Raw genomic sequence first — 12775 nt, forward strand, 5'->3', positions numbered from 1 at the left:
TTTTGTTTACACTGGTATTTTTTTCAGCTGTATGAAACTTTCTTATGAAAAAGGTGATATATGTAGATGATCAGCTTTCAAGGGGGAATGGTTTATGAAGATAAAAGGAATCAATCACTTGCTATTTTCAGTTTCGCATTTGGATACATCGATTGATTTTTATCAAAAAGTGTTTGGCGCAAAGCTTCTGGTAAAGGGAAAGACAACTGCATATTTTGATATGAACGGCATCTGGCTTGCACTTAATGAAGAATCAGATGTCCCCAGAAATGAAATTAAGCTTTCTTATACTCATATTGCTTTTACGATTGAGGATCATGAATTCGAGGAAGTATCAGCGAAATTAAAAAGACTTCATGTCAATATTCTGCCTGGCAGAGAACGAGATGAACGCGATCGAAAATCAATTTATTTTACCGATCCTGACGGCCACAAATTTGAATTTCATACCGGAACACTTCAAGACAGGCTTCGATATTACAAACAAGAAAAAACACATATGTCCTTTTACGACGATACGGCCTTTTGATATCACACACCATATATTGTTTAAATCATATTTACTTGTTTTATATAGCTCACGACGATTTAGAGAAGTGAGCGGTTTTTAACAGAAAATTGAACTAAATAAACTATGTGCTAAATTTTCAATATATTCAATCGCCTCGCCCCTTAATAAATATGAAACCATATCCCTTCACGCTTCAAAGCATGAAACATTTTTAAGAAGGTAGCGTCTAATATTATAAACATGCCTATGTTGATTAAAAGTTTCCTGAAGGAAAGAAAATTTCTTGACTTCAACAATCTTTTAGTGGATAATTATGGTGTAAACATGATGTTCTTTTTCCTCCTATTCAGGCTCGCACCCAAAGTCAGGGCGAGCCTGCTTTTTTTGAACAACAAACCCCCTCTCCGTAAAGGAAGAGGGGGTTATTTCATGCGTCTGATAGATCAATAGATTAATGGACCGTTCTGAACACGCCAATTACTTTCCCTAGAATGCTGACATTCTGCAAAATGATGGGTTCCATCGTTGGGTTCTCAGGCTGCAAGCGAATGTGAGTATCCTCTTTATAGAAACGTTTTACCGTAGCTTCATCATCTTCTGTCATCGCAACTACAATTTCCCCATTGTTCGCTGTGTTTTGCTGTTTAACGATGACATAGTCCTTATCGAGAATACCAGCGTCTATCATGCTGTCTCCCATAATCTCCAGCATAAATACGTGTTCGTCTGGAGGAACCATGCGGTCAGGAAGCGGAAAGTATTCTTCAATATTTTCTACTGCTGTAATAGGAGATCCTGCTGTGACTTTCCCAATGACAGGTACATTAACAACCTGGCTTTGCGGAATGTCTACTTCTTCATCAAGAATTTCTATTGCTCTTGGTTTTGTCGGATCCCGTCTGATCAGCCCTTTTGTTTCCAATCGGGCCAAATGGCCGTGGACAGTAGAGCTGGACGCAAGCCCGACAGCCTCTCCGATCTCTCTCACGGAAGGCGGATATCCTTTTGATTTAACCTCTGCTTTAATAAAACGGAGGATATCAAGTTGCCTTTTTGATAGCTTCGTCATTTTTCGCACCTCAAAACGTCGATTTTAAGAAGATTATAGCATGATTTTCCTTACAGTACAAACATAGGTTCGAAAAAACAATTGACAGAAACGTTTGTTCGTATATACTAAAATTATAAAAAATGCGAACAAACATTCCTGTTGGAGGTATGATCATGAGTAAAGAATCTATTATTTTTGTCGGTCTGTTCACAGTGATTTTGAGCGCGGTTATCCTGATGCTGTCATATACAAGCAGCGGCCAAGAGCTTAATCAGTATGTTAAAATAAAAGTCCAGCAAGGGGACACACTATGGTCAATTGCTGATCAGGTAGCTGATACAAAAAAGATAAATAAAAATGATTTTATCGAATGGGTGGCTGATAAAAATCATCTTCAGACGTCTGATATCCAGCCGGGTGATGAATTAGTGATCCCATTGAAAAAGAAGCATCAAGATGCATATGAATTGGCAACTGTAAGATAGAGAGGACAGATAGAAAAAATGAAAGCACTCATTTATGCCCGCGTAAGCACAAATAAAGAACAACAGGAAACGTCATTAAAGCGGCAGGAGGAAGAGCTTGCGGCCATTGCAGCTGAGAACGGCATGGAAGTTGTCAAAGTGATTTCTGAAAAAGCCAGCGGATATGAAATGGATCGGGATGGTGTATTTGAGCTGCTTGATGAGATTAAGAACGCTGGAATCGATGTCATTTTGGTTCAGGATGAGACAAGGCTCGGAAGGGGAAACGCAAAAATCGCACTGCTTCATTGCATTTACAGAGAAGGTGTGAAAGTCTATACAACTGCACACAGAGGTGAATTGGAGTTATCGGAGGCTGACTCAATGGTGCTGGAAATCGTCAGCATTGTGGAAGAGTATCAACGTAAAATTCACAACATGAAAATCAAACGGGGAATGAAGCGTGCGGTAAAAAACGGTTTTAAACCGCAAAAAAACTTAAAAAACCAACACGAGAACAGCGGAAAAGATAGAATAGAGGTGCCAATCTCTGAGATCGTCCGCCTGAGAGCGAATAAACTGACGTTTGCTGAAATCGCGGCTACCTTAAGAGGGTTTGGTTATGATGTCTCTAAAGCAACCGTTCACCGGCGTTTTCAGGAATACATAGAGAATGAAGAGACAGCGGAGTGAATCAGTTGTAAAACTTTTTTTGATCTAGTACTATATAGACAAAATGCAATAAATAAAGGAGTTTAACATGATTTCAAACGCGAAAATTGCCAGAATTAATGAGCTTGCTGCTAAAGCAAAAGCTGGCGTTATTACAGAAGAAGAAAAAGCCGAACAGCAAAAGCTCCGTCAAGAGTACTTGAAAGGTTTTCGTTCTTCTATGAAGAACACTTTGAAAAGTGTCAAAATCATTGATCCAGAAGGCAATGATGTAACACCAGAAAAGCTAAAAAGAGAACAAAGAAATAACAAACTTCACTAATATAAGAGGAATACGGCAATATCGTATTCCTCTTTTGCATATACTATAATCAAAACTCTTATGTGACAAAATTCAACAAGTTTCTCTCAAATTTAAGCTGAAACAGTTGAGAAAAAGTCGTCAGACATTTATGATGTAAGGGTACAACACATAAGGAAGGGGATTTTTATGGATACAATTGAAAAGAAATCAGTTGCTACCATTCGCACACTGTCAATAGACGCTATTGAAAAAGCAAATTCTGGTCACCCAGGGATGCCGATGGGGGCTGCTCCAATGGCATACACGCTGTGGACAAAATTTATGAACGTAAGTCCGGCAAACCCTGGCTGGTTTAACCGTGACCGTTTTGTTTTATCTGCTGGACATGGGTCAGCACTTTTATACAGCATGCTTCATTTAAGCGGGTTTGATCTTAGTATTGAAGATCTTAAGGGATTCCGCCAGTGGGGCAGCAAAACACCTGGACATCCGGAATTCGGACATACTGCCGGTGTGGATGCGACAACAGGTCCGCTTGGCCAAGGAATTGCCATGGCAGTCGGTATGGCAATCGCTGAACGCCATTTAGCGGAAACTTACAACCGTGATTCATTTAACGTAGTCGATCATTATACATACAGTATTTGTGGTGATGGTGATTTAATGGAGGGGATTTCTTCTGAAGCCGCTTCACTCGCAGGCCATCTTCAGCTTGGCCGTCTAATCGTACTATACGATTCTAATGACATCTCTCTCGATGGAGATCTGAACCGTTCATTCTCTGAAAACGTAAAACAGCGTTTTGAAGCAATGAATTGGGAAGTTCTTTATGTTGAGGATGGAAACAATATTGAAGAATTAACAGCGGCTATCGAAAAAGCACGCCAAAATGATAAGAAACCTACATTAATTGAAGTGAAAACGACAATCGGATTCGGATCGCCTAACCGCGCAGGTACATCCGGTGTTCACGGCGCGCCGCTTGGTAAAGAGGAAAGCAAATTAACAAAAGAAGCATACGCGTGGACATATGAAGAAGATTTCTACGTTCCGTCAGAAGTATATGAGCACTTCGCTGCAGCTGTAAAAGAATCAGGCGAGAAAAAAGAACAGGAATGGAATGCTCAATTCGCTAAATATAAAGAAATTTATCCTGAACTTGCTGAACAGCTTGAACTGGCAATCAAAGGAGAGCTTCCGAAGGACTGGGATCAAGAGGTTCCTGTTTATGAAAAAGGAAGCAGCCTGGCATCCCGTGCATCTTCCGGTGAAGTTCTCAACGGACTTGCGAAAAAAATTCCTTTCTTTGTCGGAGGTTCTGCCGACCTAGCGGGATCGAACAAAACGACAATTAAAAATGCCGGTGATTTTACAGCGGTTGATTACTCAGGCAAAAACTTCTGGTTTGGTGTACGTGAATTTGCGATGGGTGCAGCATTAAACGGTATGGCGCTTCATGGCGGACTGCGTGTATTCGGCGGAACTTTCTTTGTCTTCTCTGATTACCTGCGTCCTTCTATTCGCCTTGCAGCGTTAATGGGCCTTCCTGTCACATATGTCTTCACACATGACAGTATTGCTGTAGGTGAAGACGGCCCGACGCACGAGCCTGTTGAACAGCTTGCTTCACTCCGTGCGATGCCTAATCTTTCTTTGATCCGTCCTGCAGACGGCAATGAGACAGCAGCAGCGTGGAAGCTTGCAGTACAAAGCACTGATCAGCCAACAGCGCTAGTGCTAACACGCCAAAACCTTCCTACCATCGATCAAACACCTGAAGAAGCATTGGCAGGAGTAGAAAATGGTGCATATGTTGTTTCTAAATCTAAAAACGAAACACCTGACGCTCTTCTCATCGCTTCAGGATCTGAGGTAGGTCTTGCGATTGAAGCGCAAGCAGAATTGGCAAAAGAAAATATTGATGTTTCTGTTGTCAGCATGCCTTCAATGGACCGTTTTGAGAAACAATCTGATGAATACAAAAACGAAGTCCTTCCTGCAGATGTGAAAAAACGCCTAGCAATTGAAATGGGCTCATCATTTGGATGGGGCAAATACACGGGGCTTGAAGGAGACGTACTTGGCATAGACCGATTCGGTGCATCTGCCCCTGGTGAAACCATCATTAACGAATACGGCTTCTCAGTACCGAACGTAGTGAATCGAGTAAAGGCATTAATTAATAAGTAAGTCTTTGAAAGAGGATGAGTCAAATCATCCTCTTTTTCTTGTTTATCCGACAAAAATAGTATTGGCTGTTTAACAGTAATAGACAATTCTTTCTTTTCTTCTTTTGTATAATAGAGAGCAAATGAAATGCTGCTGGAAAAGGGGATGAAAAGATGGAACGTCACTACTATACGTACCTGATAAAAGAGGAGTTTGCCAATCACTATTTCGGGCGGGAATCGGTTATGTTTGAGCTGTTTCAAGACTATCATTGGACAAGCCTTGAAAAGCAGCAGTATGAAATGACAGAGAAACAGATTCAATATATTACACAACCAATCCCGATTTTACATATGCATCAGCGATTAAAAATGAATTTAAACAAAACGGATTACAGGCAGCTGGATTATATTTATAGAATAGCTTTGCCAAAAGCAAAAGGCCATGCGACATTTATGATGAAAGAGCACATGATAGAAATAGTGGCTTCGGGAGATTATGAGGCAGAAACGATATTCTTTGAAGTGTTAAGAAAAGTAAGCCCTTGCTTTTTAGCGATGGATTTCAATTCGAAGCGTTACGGATGGCTAAATCCGGTGAAAGAAAGAAATTTTGTCTAAAACCGAAGAAAAAGAGATGTAAATGTTGTATAATAGCTTTTGGTTTAGTACACTTTAAACTAGACAACATGAAGGAGGAAATAAAATGACTTTATGGGTTGGCATCCTAGTGGGCGTTGTTGCATTGCTCATAGGTGTTGCACTCGGGTTTTTTATTGCTCGTAAATATATGATGAGCTACCTGAAAAAGAATCCGCCTATTAATGAACAAATGTTACGCATGATGATGATGCAAATGGGAATGAAACCTTCTCAAAAGAAAATCAATCAAATGATGAAAGCCATGAATAATCAAACGAAATAATACGTAAAGATTATGATATAGAGAAACATGGTTATAAAATAAAAAACCCTTATACGGGTTTTTTATTTTGCGATCATTCATCACCCGCTACTGCTCGAAGGCGCTGCTTTTGATATTGTATGAGAAGATGGTCAAGCTCCTGACTGAGCTCTATCGTAATATGAGATGTCATTCCGTTCGCCATGACAATTTGCAGCAGCTCTGCTCTTTTTTTTTCAATTTCATTTAATAGATGCTCTCTAATCACAGGGATGTATCCTTTCATACATTAAATCTTCAAGTTGAATGTTTATATTATATCCATATTTATACTAATTTTCAAATGAGAAGGAGTACAATATCTCAATGTCAAATTAAATTATATAAGTTTTTTCTGAAAATAGAAATCCTTCAGGTGAAAGTGTTAAAAAAATGAAATGATTTTGTCATAACTTGAAGGAATGTCAAATCATGAAGGGATGATGACATGGGAGACGTAAATTATTTTTTGACATTCGGAGCGGGGTTTTTATCTTTTATTTCGCCTTGCTGCCTGCCGCTTTACCCAGCTTTCTTGTCATATATTACAGGGGTCAGCATGGATGATGTAAAAACAGAAAAGCTGCTGCTGCAGAAAAGAAGCCTGTTTCATACTTTGTGTTTTTTGCTCGGCTTTTCAGTCATTTTTATTGCTTTAGGCTATGGAACATCTTTAATTGGCAGCCTGTTTAGGGATTACCATGATGCGATTCGGCAAATTGGCGCGTTGCTTATTATTTTGTTCGGTTTCTTTACACTCGGCGTGTTCCGGCCAGAGGCTATGATGAAAGAGCGGAGAATCCATTTTAAGCATAAACCGAGCGGGTTTTTAGGTTCAGTCTTAATAGGAATGGCATTTGCGGCGGGATGGACACCGTGTACCGGTCCAATATTAGGTGCTGTTATCTCACTTGCAGGCACCAATCCAGGCTCAGCCGTGCCATACATGATGTTATATGTACTCGGTTTTGCTGTACCGTTTCTTTTATTGTCTTTCTTTATCACAAAGCTGAAATGGATAAGAAGGAACCAGCTTTTGATCATGAAAGCAGGCGGCGTTTTAATGATTGTGATTGGTGTGCTGTTATTCTTTGATTGGATGAGCCTGATCATTATTTTGCTGTCAGATCTATTTGGAGGATTTACTGGTTTTTGATGGAGAATTACTTTCGCACTACTACTAAACCTGTTGTTTTTGGTACAATAAGACTATTATTTGTGGAAATCGTTTTTTGGAGGGGCATATGACAAGAGTTTTAGTTGTAGACGACGCCAAGTTCATGAGAGTGAAAATCAGAGAGATCTTGGAAGAGGCAAATTACATAATCGCAGGCGAAGCGGCGGACGGCGAGCAAGCAGCGGATCTGTATAAAAAACTGCGCCCGGACATTGTGACAATGGATATTACAATGCCAGTGAAAAACGGCATAAAAGCGCTTCGTGATATCCTAACCTTTGATCCTAAAGCGAAGGTCATCATGTGCACTGCCATGCGCCAGCAAAGAATTGTAACGGAAGCAATTGAGCTGGGGGCAAAGGATTTTATTGTGAAGCCGTTCGAGGAAACAAAAGTGCTGGAAGCTGTCAGCCGCGTTATGGGATATTAAAGTCATTTCTTTTCAAAATGGTTTTTTTTATTGTTTTGGAGTATAGTATATAGTATCAACACTCCGAGAAACAAAGGAATGATAAGTATGATGATTATAATTTCATCGATTATTGCTGTGTTCATGGCTGTAGCTGTCATGGTTGTCAGAATAAAGTCCTCTGACAAGCCTGTTTCACCAAAAAAAATCATTCTCCCGCCGATTTTTATGAGTACGGGAGCGTTAATGTTTTTATTTCCGGTATTTTGGGTAACTGGTGCAGAGTTTTTGGAAGCATTCACTTTAGGTGTGATTTTCTCTATTTTTCTAATCAAAACCTCTAAGTTCGAAGTTAAAAATAATGAGATTTACATGAAACGCTCTAAAGCATTTGTTTTTATATTAGTCGGTCTTTTGGTGATCAGAATCGTGATGAAATCGATTTTGAGCACATCAATTGATTATGGTGCATTGAGCGGAATGTTTTGGATTCTGGCTTTCGGTATGATTGTGCCTTGGAGAATCGCCATGTATTTATCATATCGAAAACTTCATAACGAGCTGCAGTCAGCTAATATTCAAATGAATTAAAAAACCTTTCCTCTTGCCAGGAAAGGTTTTTTATTTGAGAAGGGTTTGATAAGGCTCCAGATCGATTTTTTTGTCCCGCAGATGCCTTTTTAAGAAGGTATGGTCTCTTTTAGGAGTTGCGAGAATATAACCTTTGATCATAAGTTGCTGATCAATCTTTGCTACCTTTTCTTTTAATGCAAGCTCACCGATTTTGCCTGCGATTTTGGCTTTTGCTGCATCTCTGAACAGTTCTGGCACCGGCGCTGTCAATTCATCTAGAAACTGTTTGTTTTCGTCGTTCCATAAATGTCTGCTGTTTTCAATATAGTAATCCTGCCAATCAAGTTCTGACCTGCCGTCTTCTTTTGGTAAACGCTTTAAAAACTTTCGAAACATGAAAAAACCGCCGATTGATAATAAGACAATCATCATGATTACCCAAAATAGAATAAACCACAAAAACCATCCTTCCAGCATCAATCATCCCCCCTTATTCTAACCATATTGTATACGAAGAGAGATTAGAAGAACACAGTAAAAAAAGAATAGAAAAAAGTGATAGATGTCTAGTCAAAAGAGAGAGTAGATCATATTCTATTGTATAGTGAATCTGCTATTTGGCCATGGGAGAGTCACTAGAGGGTATTTGACGATAAACGGACGGAAAAAAAGTCACTTTCATTATAGGGGATGAAAGTGACTTTTTATGTTTAACTGAGAGGGAATTGAAGAGAAAAAGAAGAGCCATCTTCTGTTTCTTTATTGACGGCGACTGTGAGTATTTGATTTTCGCATTCGGCTTGAATGGTTTTGTCATTAAAATAAAAAGGAAGCATCATTTGTTTTTCAAAAGTCTGTCCAGATGATTTGACTGTTAAAATGAACTCGCAGCCAGACAGGGTAACCATTACTTCTGTCGGCTGTAAAAAAGTCAGGTCCGCTTCTATAATATACTGCTGACTTGTTTCATATAAATCAATAGGCAATGTTTCGTCGTACCAGGCGAAGGGGTCTTCAAAAAATTGCCGAAGCCATTCATCCATACTATCGAAATCATTTGCATCATTACGTTTTGAATGGGTCATGGAAGCATTCCTCCACATATCAACCTTGCCTTACAGTATATGCGGTGGATAATAAATGGGTGAACGCATAAAAAAACAGACACTAAGGTCTGCTTTTCTTACATATCATGGCTTGAGTTGTGCTTTTGTCTTGTGTGGTTTCGGTTCTTCACTTTTTTGCTTCCGCTTAAAGGCTCAGGCTGTCCCGGATTGTGTCCTTTTGGCGCATTTTTATGCATATCTTTACTTGTATTTTTATTGGTCATAAAATGAGGACCTCCTTAAAAGAGTCGATGTTATTGATTGGTTTTTCTCTTTTTATTATTTTGGCGTTCAGCTTCAGTCAGTACAAGCTGATCGTTTTCGATATAGCCGGCGCCTTTGCCTTGGCTTTTGGCGTCATTCATTCCGTTAATAACGTGATTCGCTTTTCTTTTAACCATCATTATCACCTCAATCATAATATGGCTCCTTTTAGTGTGTTCTATGAGAGAGCATAAACAGTAAAAATTACCGGTGTATTTTCTCATAAGTCGAACTTATTGTATTTAATAAAAACATTGATATTTACTTATGTATGATTTTGTTTTAATATGAAATTGTGAGAAAATTGTGATGGAATGTAATGTTCATCTGAGAATGATCTGATCTGAAGGGGGATTTTGGAGAATGGCAAACGAGCAAAAAACTGCAGCAAAAGACGTTTTCCAAGCGAGAAAAACGTTTACTACAAATGGGAAAACATATCATTACTACTCTTTAAAAGCATTAGAAGATTCAGGTATCGGGAAGGTTTCGAAGCTTCCTTATTCCATCAAAGTTCTTTTAGAATCAGTTTTGCGTCAAGTGGACGGATTCGTCATCAAAAAAGAACATGTGGAAAATTTGGCAAAATGGGGAACTGCCGAATTAAAGGAAATCGATGTTCCGTTCAAACCGTCTCGTGTTATTTTACAAGACTTCACAGGGGTTCCGGCAGTAGTAGACCTTGCTTCACTGCGTAAAGCGATGGCAGCTGTCGGCGGAGATCCTGATAAAATCAACCCTGAAATTCCTGTTGATCTCGTTATCGACCACTCTGTACAGGTTGATAAAGCGGGTACGGAAGACGCGTTAGCAGTAAATATGGATTTGGAATTCGAAAGAAATGCAGAACGCTACAAATTTTTAAGCTGGGCAAAGAAAGCGTTTAACAATTATCAAGCAGTGCCGCCTGCAACAGGTATTGTGCATCAGGTCAACCTTGAGTTCCTGGCAAGTGTTGTCCATGCCATTGAAGAAGACGGTGAGCTTGTAACGTATCCTGATACGCTTGTCGGGACAGACTCACATACAACAATGATTAACGGTATCGGTGTTCTTGGCTGGGGTGTCGGCGGAATTGAAGCTGAAGCGGGAATGCTTGGACAGCCTTCTTACTTCCCAGTTCCAGAGGTAATCGGCGCGAAACTTGTCGGCAAGCTTCCAAACGGAACAACAGCTACTGACTTGGCGTTAAAAGTAACACAAGTGCTCCGTGAAAAAGGCGTTGTCGGCAAATTTGTTGAATTCTTCGGACCGGGAATTGCTGAACTGCCGCTTGCAGATCGCGCAACAATTGCCAACATGGCTCCGGAATATGGTGCTACATGCGGATTCTTCCCAGTAGATGAAGAAGCGCTCAACTACATGCGCCTGACAGGCCGTGATCCTGAACATATTGATGTTGTCGAAGCGTACTGCAGAAGCAATGGCTTGTTCTACACTCCTGATGCGGAAGACCCTCAATTTACTGATGTGGTTGAAATCGACCTCTCACAAATTGAAGCAAACCTATCAGGTCCAAAGCGTCCTCAGGATTTAATTCCGCTTTCTGCTATGCAGGAAACGTTTAAAAAGCACTTAATCAGCCCTGCGGGTAACCAAGGGTTCGGTTTAAACGCTGAAGAAGAGAATAAAGAAATTAAGTTTAAACTTCTCAATGGCGAAGAAACAGTTATGAAAACGGGTGCGATCGCTATTGCCGCGATTACAAGCTGCACGAATACATCTAACCCATATGTTCTAATCGGCGCCGGACTAGTAGCGAAAAAAGCGGTTGAGCTAGGGCTTAAGGTGCCTAATTACGTGAAAACGTCACTTGCACCGGGTTCTAAAGTCGTTACAGGATATCTTGTGAATTCAGGCCTTCTTCCATACATGAAAGAGCTTGGCTTTAACCTCGTTGGGTACGGCTGTACAACATGTATCGGAAACTCAGGTCCGCTTTCACCAGAAATCGAAGAAGCGGTTGCGAAAAATGATCTTCTGATTACGTCTGTCCTTTCCGGAAACCGTAACTTTGAAGGACGTATTCACCCGCTTGTTAAAGGAAACTACCTTGCTTCTCCGCCGCTTGTTGTGGCATATGCGCTGGCTGGAACGGTAAACATTAACCTGAAAACCGACCCGATCGGTGTGGGTAAAGATGGTCAAAACGTATACTTTAACGATATTTGGCCGTCAACAGACGAAATCAATTCACTTGTTAAGCAAACAGTTACGCCTGAGCTCTTCCGTAAAGAGTATGAAACGGTATTTGATGACAACGAGCGCTGGAACGAGATTGAAACAACAGATGAAGCGTTATATAAATGGGATAACGAATCAACTTACATTCAAAATCCGCCATTCTTCGAAGAAATGTCTGTTGAACCAGGCGAGGTTGAACCATTAAAAGGTTTGCGTGTTGTCGGTAAATTCGGCGATTCAGTCACAACTGACCATATTTCTCCTGCTGGTGCAATCGGTAAAGATACGCCTGCCGGAAAGTATTTGCAAGAAAAAGGGGTTTCTCCTCGTGACTTTAACTCCTATGGTTCCCGCCGCGGAAACCATGAAGTCATGATGAGAGGGACATTTGCAAACATTCGCATCAAAAATCAAATCGCACCGGGTACAGAAGGCGGATTTACGACGTACTGGCCAACTGGTGAAGTAACATCCATCTATGATGCGTGCATGAAATACAAAGAAGATAAAACCGGTCTTGTTGTATTAGCAGGAAAAGATTACGGTATGGGATCTTCACGTGACTGGGCCGCAAAAGGAACAAACCTACTCGGCATCAGAACGGTAATTGCAGAGAGCTTTGAAAGAATTCACAGAAGCAACCTTGTATTCATGGGTGTGCTGCCGCTTCAGTTTAAACAAGGTGAAAATGCGGATACACTTGGCTTAACGGGTAAAGAAGTCATCGAGGTAGATGTTGATGAAACAGTTCGCCCTCGTGACCTTGTGACGGTAAGAGCAATCAATGAAGACGGCAATGTAACAACTTTTGAAGCAGTCGTCCGCTTTGACAGTGAAGTTGAAATTGATTACTACCGCCATGGCGGCATCCTTCAAATGGTGCTTCGTGAAAAAATGAAGCAGTCCTGATGAATCAATAGGAAGAGAAGGCATTTCGCTTTCTCTTCTT

Annotated in this window: 17 protein-coding genes; 11 read left to right on the forward strand and 6 right to left on the reverse strand. The window is 40.5% G+C overall.

Features of this window, described 5'->3' with window-relative positions; all coding sequences use genetic code 11:
• Window positions 1–94: 94 nt before the first annotated feature.
• Window positions 95–529: a FosM family fosfomycin resistance protein gene (gene fosM / locus JQX68_RS09960; protein ID WP_136654421.1), complete on the forward strand. Its 435-nt coding sequence runs from the start codon at window positions 95–97 to the stop codon at window positions 527–529.
• Between the two features lie 433 nt (window positions 530–962).
• Here fosM and lexA read toward each other — a convergent pair whose 3' ends face one another.
• Window positions 963–1580 (reverse strand): transcriptional repressor LexA, encoded by a 618-nt coding sequence (gene lexA / locus JQX68_RS09965; protein ID WP_003238209.1) that lies wholly within the window; start codon window positions 1578–1580, stop codon window positions 963–965.
• 149 nt (window positions 1581–1729) lie between these two features.
• On the opposite strand from lexA, the gene yneA reads away from it, so the two are divergent.
• From yneA to JQX68_RS09995, 6 genes are all read left to right on the forward strand, one after another.
• Window positions 1730–2047 (forward strand): cell division suppressor protein YneA, encoded by a 318-nt coding sequence (gene yneA / locus JQX68_RS09970; protein ID WP_147771946.1) that lies wholly within the window; start codon window positions 1730–1732, stop codon window positions 2045–2047.
• A gap of 18 nt (window positions 2048–2065) precedes the next feature.
• Window positions 2066–2719 carry a YneB family resolvase-like protein gene (locus JQX68_RS09975; protein WP_040083041.1) on the forward strand — a complete coding sequence of 218 codons (654 nt, stop codon included), beginning with the start codon at window positions 2066–2068 and terminating at the stop codon, window positions 2717–2719.
• 67 nt (window positions 2720–2786) lie between these two features.
• Complete coding sequence (locus tag JQX68_RS09980) at window positions 2787–3020, forward strand: DUF896 domain-containing protein (RefSeq protein WP_003231595.1); 234 nt, start codon at window positions 2787–2789, stop codon at window positions 3018–3020.
• A 168-nt stretch (window positions 3021–3188) separates the two neighbouring features.
• Window positions 3189–5192, forward strand: coding sequence for a transketolase (tkt, locus tag JQX68_RS09985; protein WP_147771947.1), 2004 nt, complete (start codon window positions 3189–3191; stop codon window positions 5190–5192).
• A 152-nt stretch (window positions 5193–5344) separates the two neighbouring features.
• On the forward strand, window positions 5345–5791 hold the full coding sequence (gene sirA / locus JQX68_RS09990) for a sporulation inhibitor of replication protein SirA (protein WP_003231591.1): 447 nt from the start codon (window positions 5345–5347) through the stop codon (window positions 5789–5791).
• Between the two features lie 85 nt (window positions 5792–5876).
• Window positions 5877–6095 (forward strand): YneF family protein, encoded by a 219-nt coding sequence (locus JQX68_RS09995; RefSeq protein WP_003221221.1) that lies wholly within the window; start codon window positions 5877–5879, stop codon window positions 6093–6095.
• Between the two features lie 73 nt (window positions 6096–6168).
• Here JQX68_RS09995 and ynzD read toward each other — a convergent pair whose 3' ends face one another.
• Window positions 6169–6342 (reverse strand): aspartyl-phosphate phosphatase YnzD, encoded by a 174-nt coding sequence (gene ynzD, locus JQX68_RS10000; RefSeq protein WP_024121579.1) that lies wholly within the window; start codon window positions 6340–6342, stop codon window positions 6169–6171.
• A gap of 219 nt (window positions 6343–6561) precedes the next feature.
• Here ynzD and ccdA point away from each other — a divergent pair, with 219 nt between their 5' ends.
• From ccdA to JQX68_RS10015, 3 genes are all read left to right on the forward strand, one after another.
• Window positions 6562–7269 (forward strand): cytochrome c-type biogenesis protein CcdA, encoded by a 708-nt coding sequence (gene ccdA / locus JQX68_RS10005; RefSeq protein ID WP_095432849.1) that lies wholly within the window; start codon window positions 6562–6564, stop codon window positions 7267–7269.
• Between the two features lie 88 nt (window positions 7270–7357).
• Window positions 7358–7720 carry a response regulator gene (locus tag JQX68_RS10010; RefSeq protein WP_014113939.1) on the forward strand — a complete coding sequence of 121 codons (363 nt, stop codon included), beginning with the start codon at window positions 7358–7360 and terminating at the stop codon, window positions 7718–7720.
• 78 nt (window positions 7721–7798) lie between these two features.
• Window positions 7799–8290: a CcdC family protein gene (locus tag JQX68_RS10015; RefSeq protein ID WP_080478227.1), complete on the forward strand. Its 492-nt coding sequence runs from the start codon at window positions 7799–7801 to the stop codon at window positions 8288–8290.
• A 30-nt stretch (window positions 8291–8320) separates the two neighbouring features.
• On the opposite strand, the gene yneK is transcribed toward JQX68_RS10015, so the two are convergent.
• The 4 genes from yneK to sspO all read right to left on the reverse strand — a co-directional run bounded on the left by yneK (window position 8321) and on the right by sspO (window position 9779).
• Window positions 8321–8749, reverse strand: coding sequence for a DynA interaction protein YneK (gene yneK, locus JQX68_RS10020; protein ID WP_147771948.1), 429 nt, complete (start codon window positions 8747–8749; stop codon window positions 8321–8323).
• A gap of 233 nt (window positions 8750–8982) precedes the next feature.
• Window positions 8983–9375 carry an outer spore coat protein CotM gene (cotM, locus tag JQX68_RS10025; protein ID WP_147771949.1) on the reverse strand — a complete coding sequence of 131 codons (393 nt, stop codon included), beginning with the start codon at window positions 9373–9375 and terminating at the stop codon, window positions 8983–8985.
• 80 nt (window positions 9376–9455) lie between these two features.
• Complete coding sequence (locus JQX68_RS10030) at window positions 9456–9602, reverse strand: small acid-soluble spore protein P (RefSeq protein ID WP_003221237.1); 147 nt, start codon at window positions 9600–9602, stop codon at window positions 9456–9458.
• A gap of 30 nt (window positions 9603–9632) precedes the next feature.
• A complete protein-coding gene (gene sspO / locus JQX68_RS10035; protein ID WP_003244839.1) occupies window positions 9633–9779 on the reverse strand; it encodes a small acid-soluble spore protein SspO in 147 nt (48 codons plus the stop codon).
• Window positions 9780–10005: 226 nt separating this feature from the next.
• On the opposite strand from sspO, the gene acnA reads away from it, so the two are divergent.
• Entirely contained in the window at window positions 10006–12735 is a 2730-nt protein-coding gene (gene acnA, locus JQX68_RS10040; RefSeq protein ID WP_147771950.1) for an aconitate hydratase AcnA, read from the forward strand.
• Window positions 12736–12775: the final 40 nt, after the last annotated feature.

The sequence above is a fragment of the Bacillus sp. LJBS06 genome (assembly GCF_016924995.1).
In the GTDB taxonomy this organism is placed as follows: domain Bacteria; phylum Bacillota; class Bacilli; order Bacillales; family Bacillaceae; genus Bacillus; species Bacillus stercoris.

Coding starts and splice junctions, on each gene's coding strand:
- fosM (WP_136654421.1), top strand. CDS start 95: ATGAAGATAAAAGGAATCAATCACTTGCTATTTTCAGTTTCGCATTTG.
- lexA (WP_003238209.1), bottom strand. CDS start 1,580: ATGACGAAGCTATCAAAAAGGCAACTTGATATCCTCCGTTTTATTAAA.
- yneA (WP_147771946.1), top strand. CDS start 1,730: ATGATCATGAGTAAAGAATCTATTATTTTTGTCGGTCTGTTCACAGTG.
- JQX68_RS09975 (WP_040083041.1), top strand. CDS start 2,066: ATGAAAGCACTCATTTATGCCCGCGTAAGCACAAATAAAGAACAACAG.
- JQX68_RS09980 (WP_003231595.1), top strand. CDS start 2,787: ATGATTTCAAACGCGAAAATTGCCAGAATTAATGAGCTTGCTGCTAAA.
- tkt (WP_147771947.1), top strand. CDS start 3,189: ATGGATACAATTGAAAAGAAATCAGTTGCTACCATTCGCACACTGTCA.
- sirA (WP_003231591.1), top strand. CDS start 5,345: ATGGAACGTCACTACTATACGTACCTGATAAAAGAGGAGTTTGCCAAT.
- JQX68_RS09995 (WP_003221221.1), top strand. CDS start 5,877: ATGACTTTATGGGTTGGCATCCTAGTGGGCGTTGTTGCATTGCTCATA.
- ccdA (WP_095432849.1), top strand. CDS start 6,562: ATGGGAGACGTAAATTATTTTTTGACATTCGGAGCGGGGTTTTTATCT.
- JQX68_RS10010 (WP_014113939.1), top strand. CDS start 7,358: ATGACAAGAGTTTTAGTTGTAGACGACGCCAAGTTCATGAGAGTGAAA.
- JQX68_RS10015 (WP_080478227.1), top strand. CDS start 7,799: ATGATAAGTATGATGATTATAATTTCATCGATTATTGCTGTGTTCATG.
- yneK (WP_147771948.1), bottom strand. CDS start 8,749: ATGCTGGAAGGATGGTTTTTGTGGTTTATTCTATTTTGGGTAATCATG.
- cotM (WP_147771949.1), bottom strand. CDS start 9,375: ATGTGGAGGAATGCTTCCATGACCCATTCAAAACGTAATGATGCAAAT.
- JQX68_RS10030 (WP_003221237.1), bottom strand. CDS start 9,602: ATGACCAATAAAAATACAAGTAAAGATATGCATAAAAATGCGCCAAAA.
- sspO (WP_003244839.1), bottom strand. CDS start 9,779: ATGGTTAAAAGAAAAGCGAATCACGTTATTAACGGAATGAATGACGCC.
- acnA (WP_147771950.1), top strand. CDS start 10,006: ATGGCAAACGAGCAAAAAACTGCAGCAAAAGACGTTTTCCAAGCGAGA.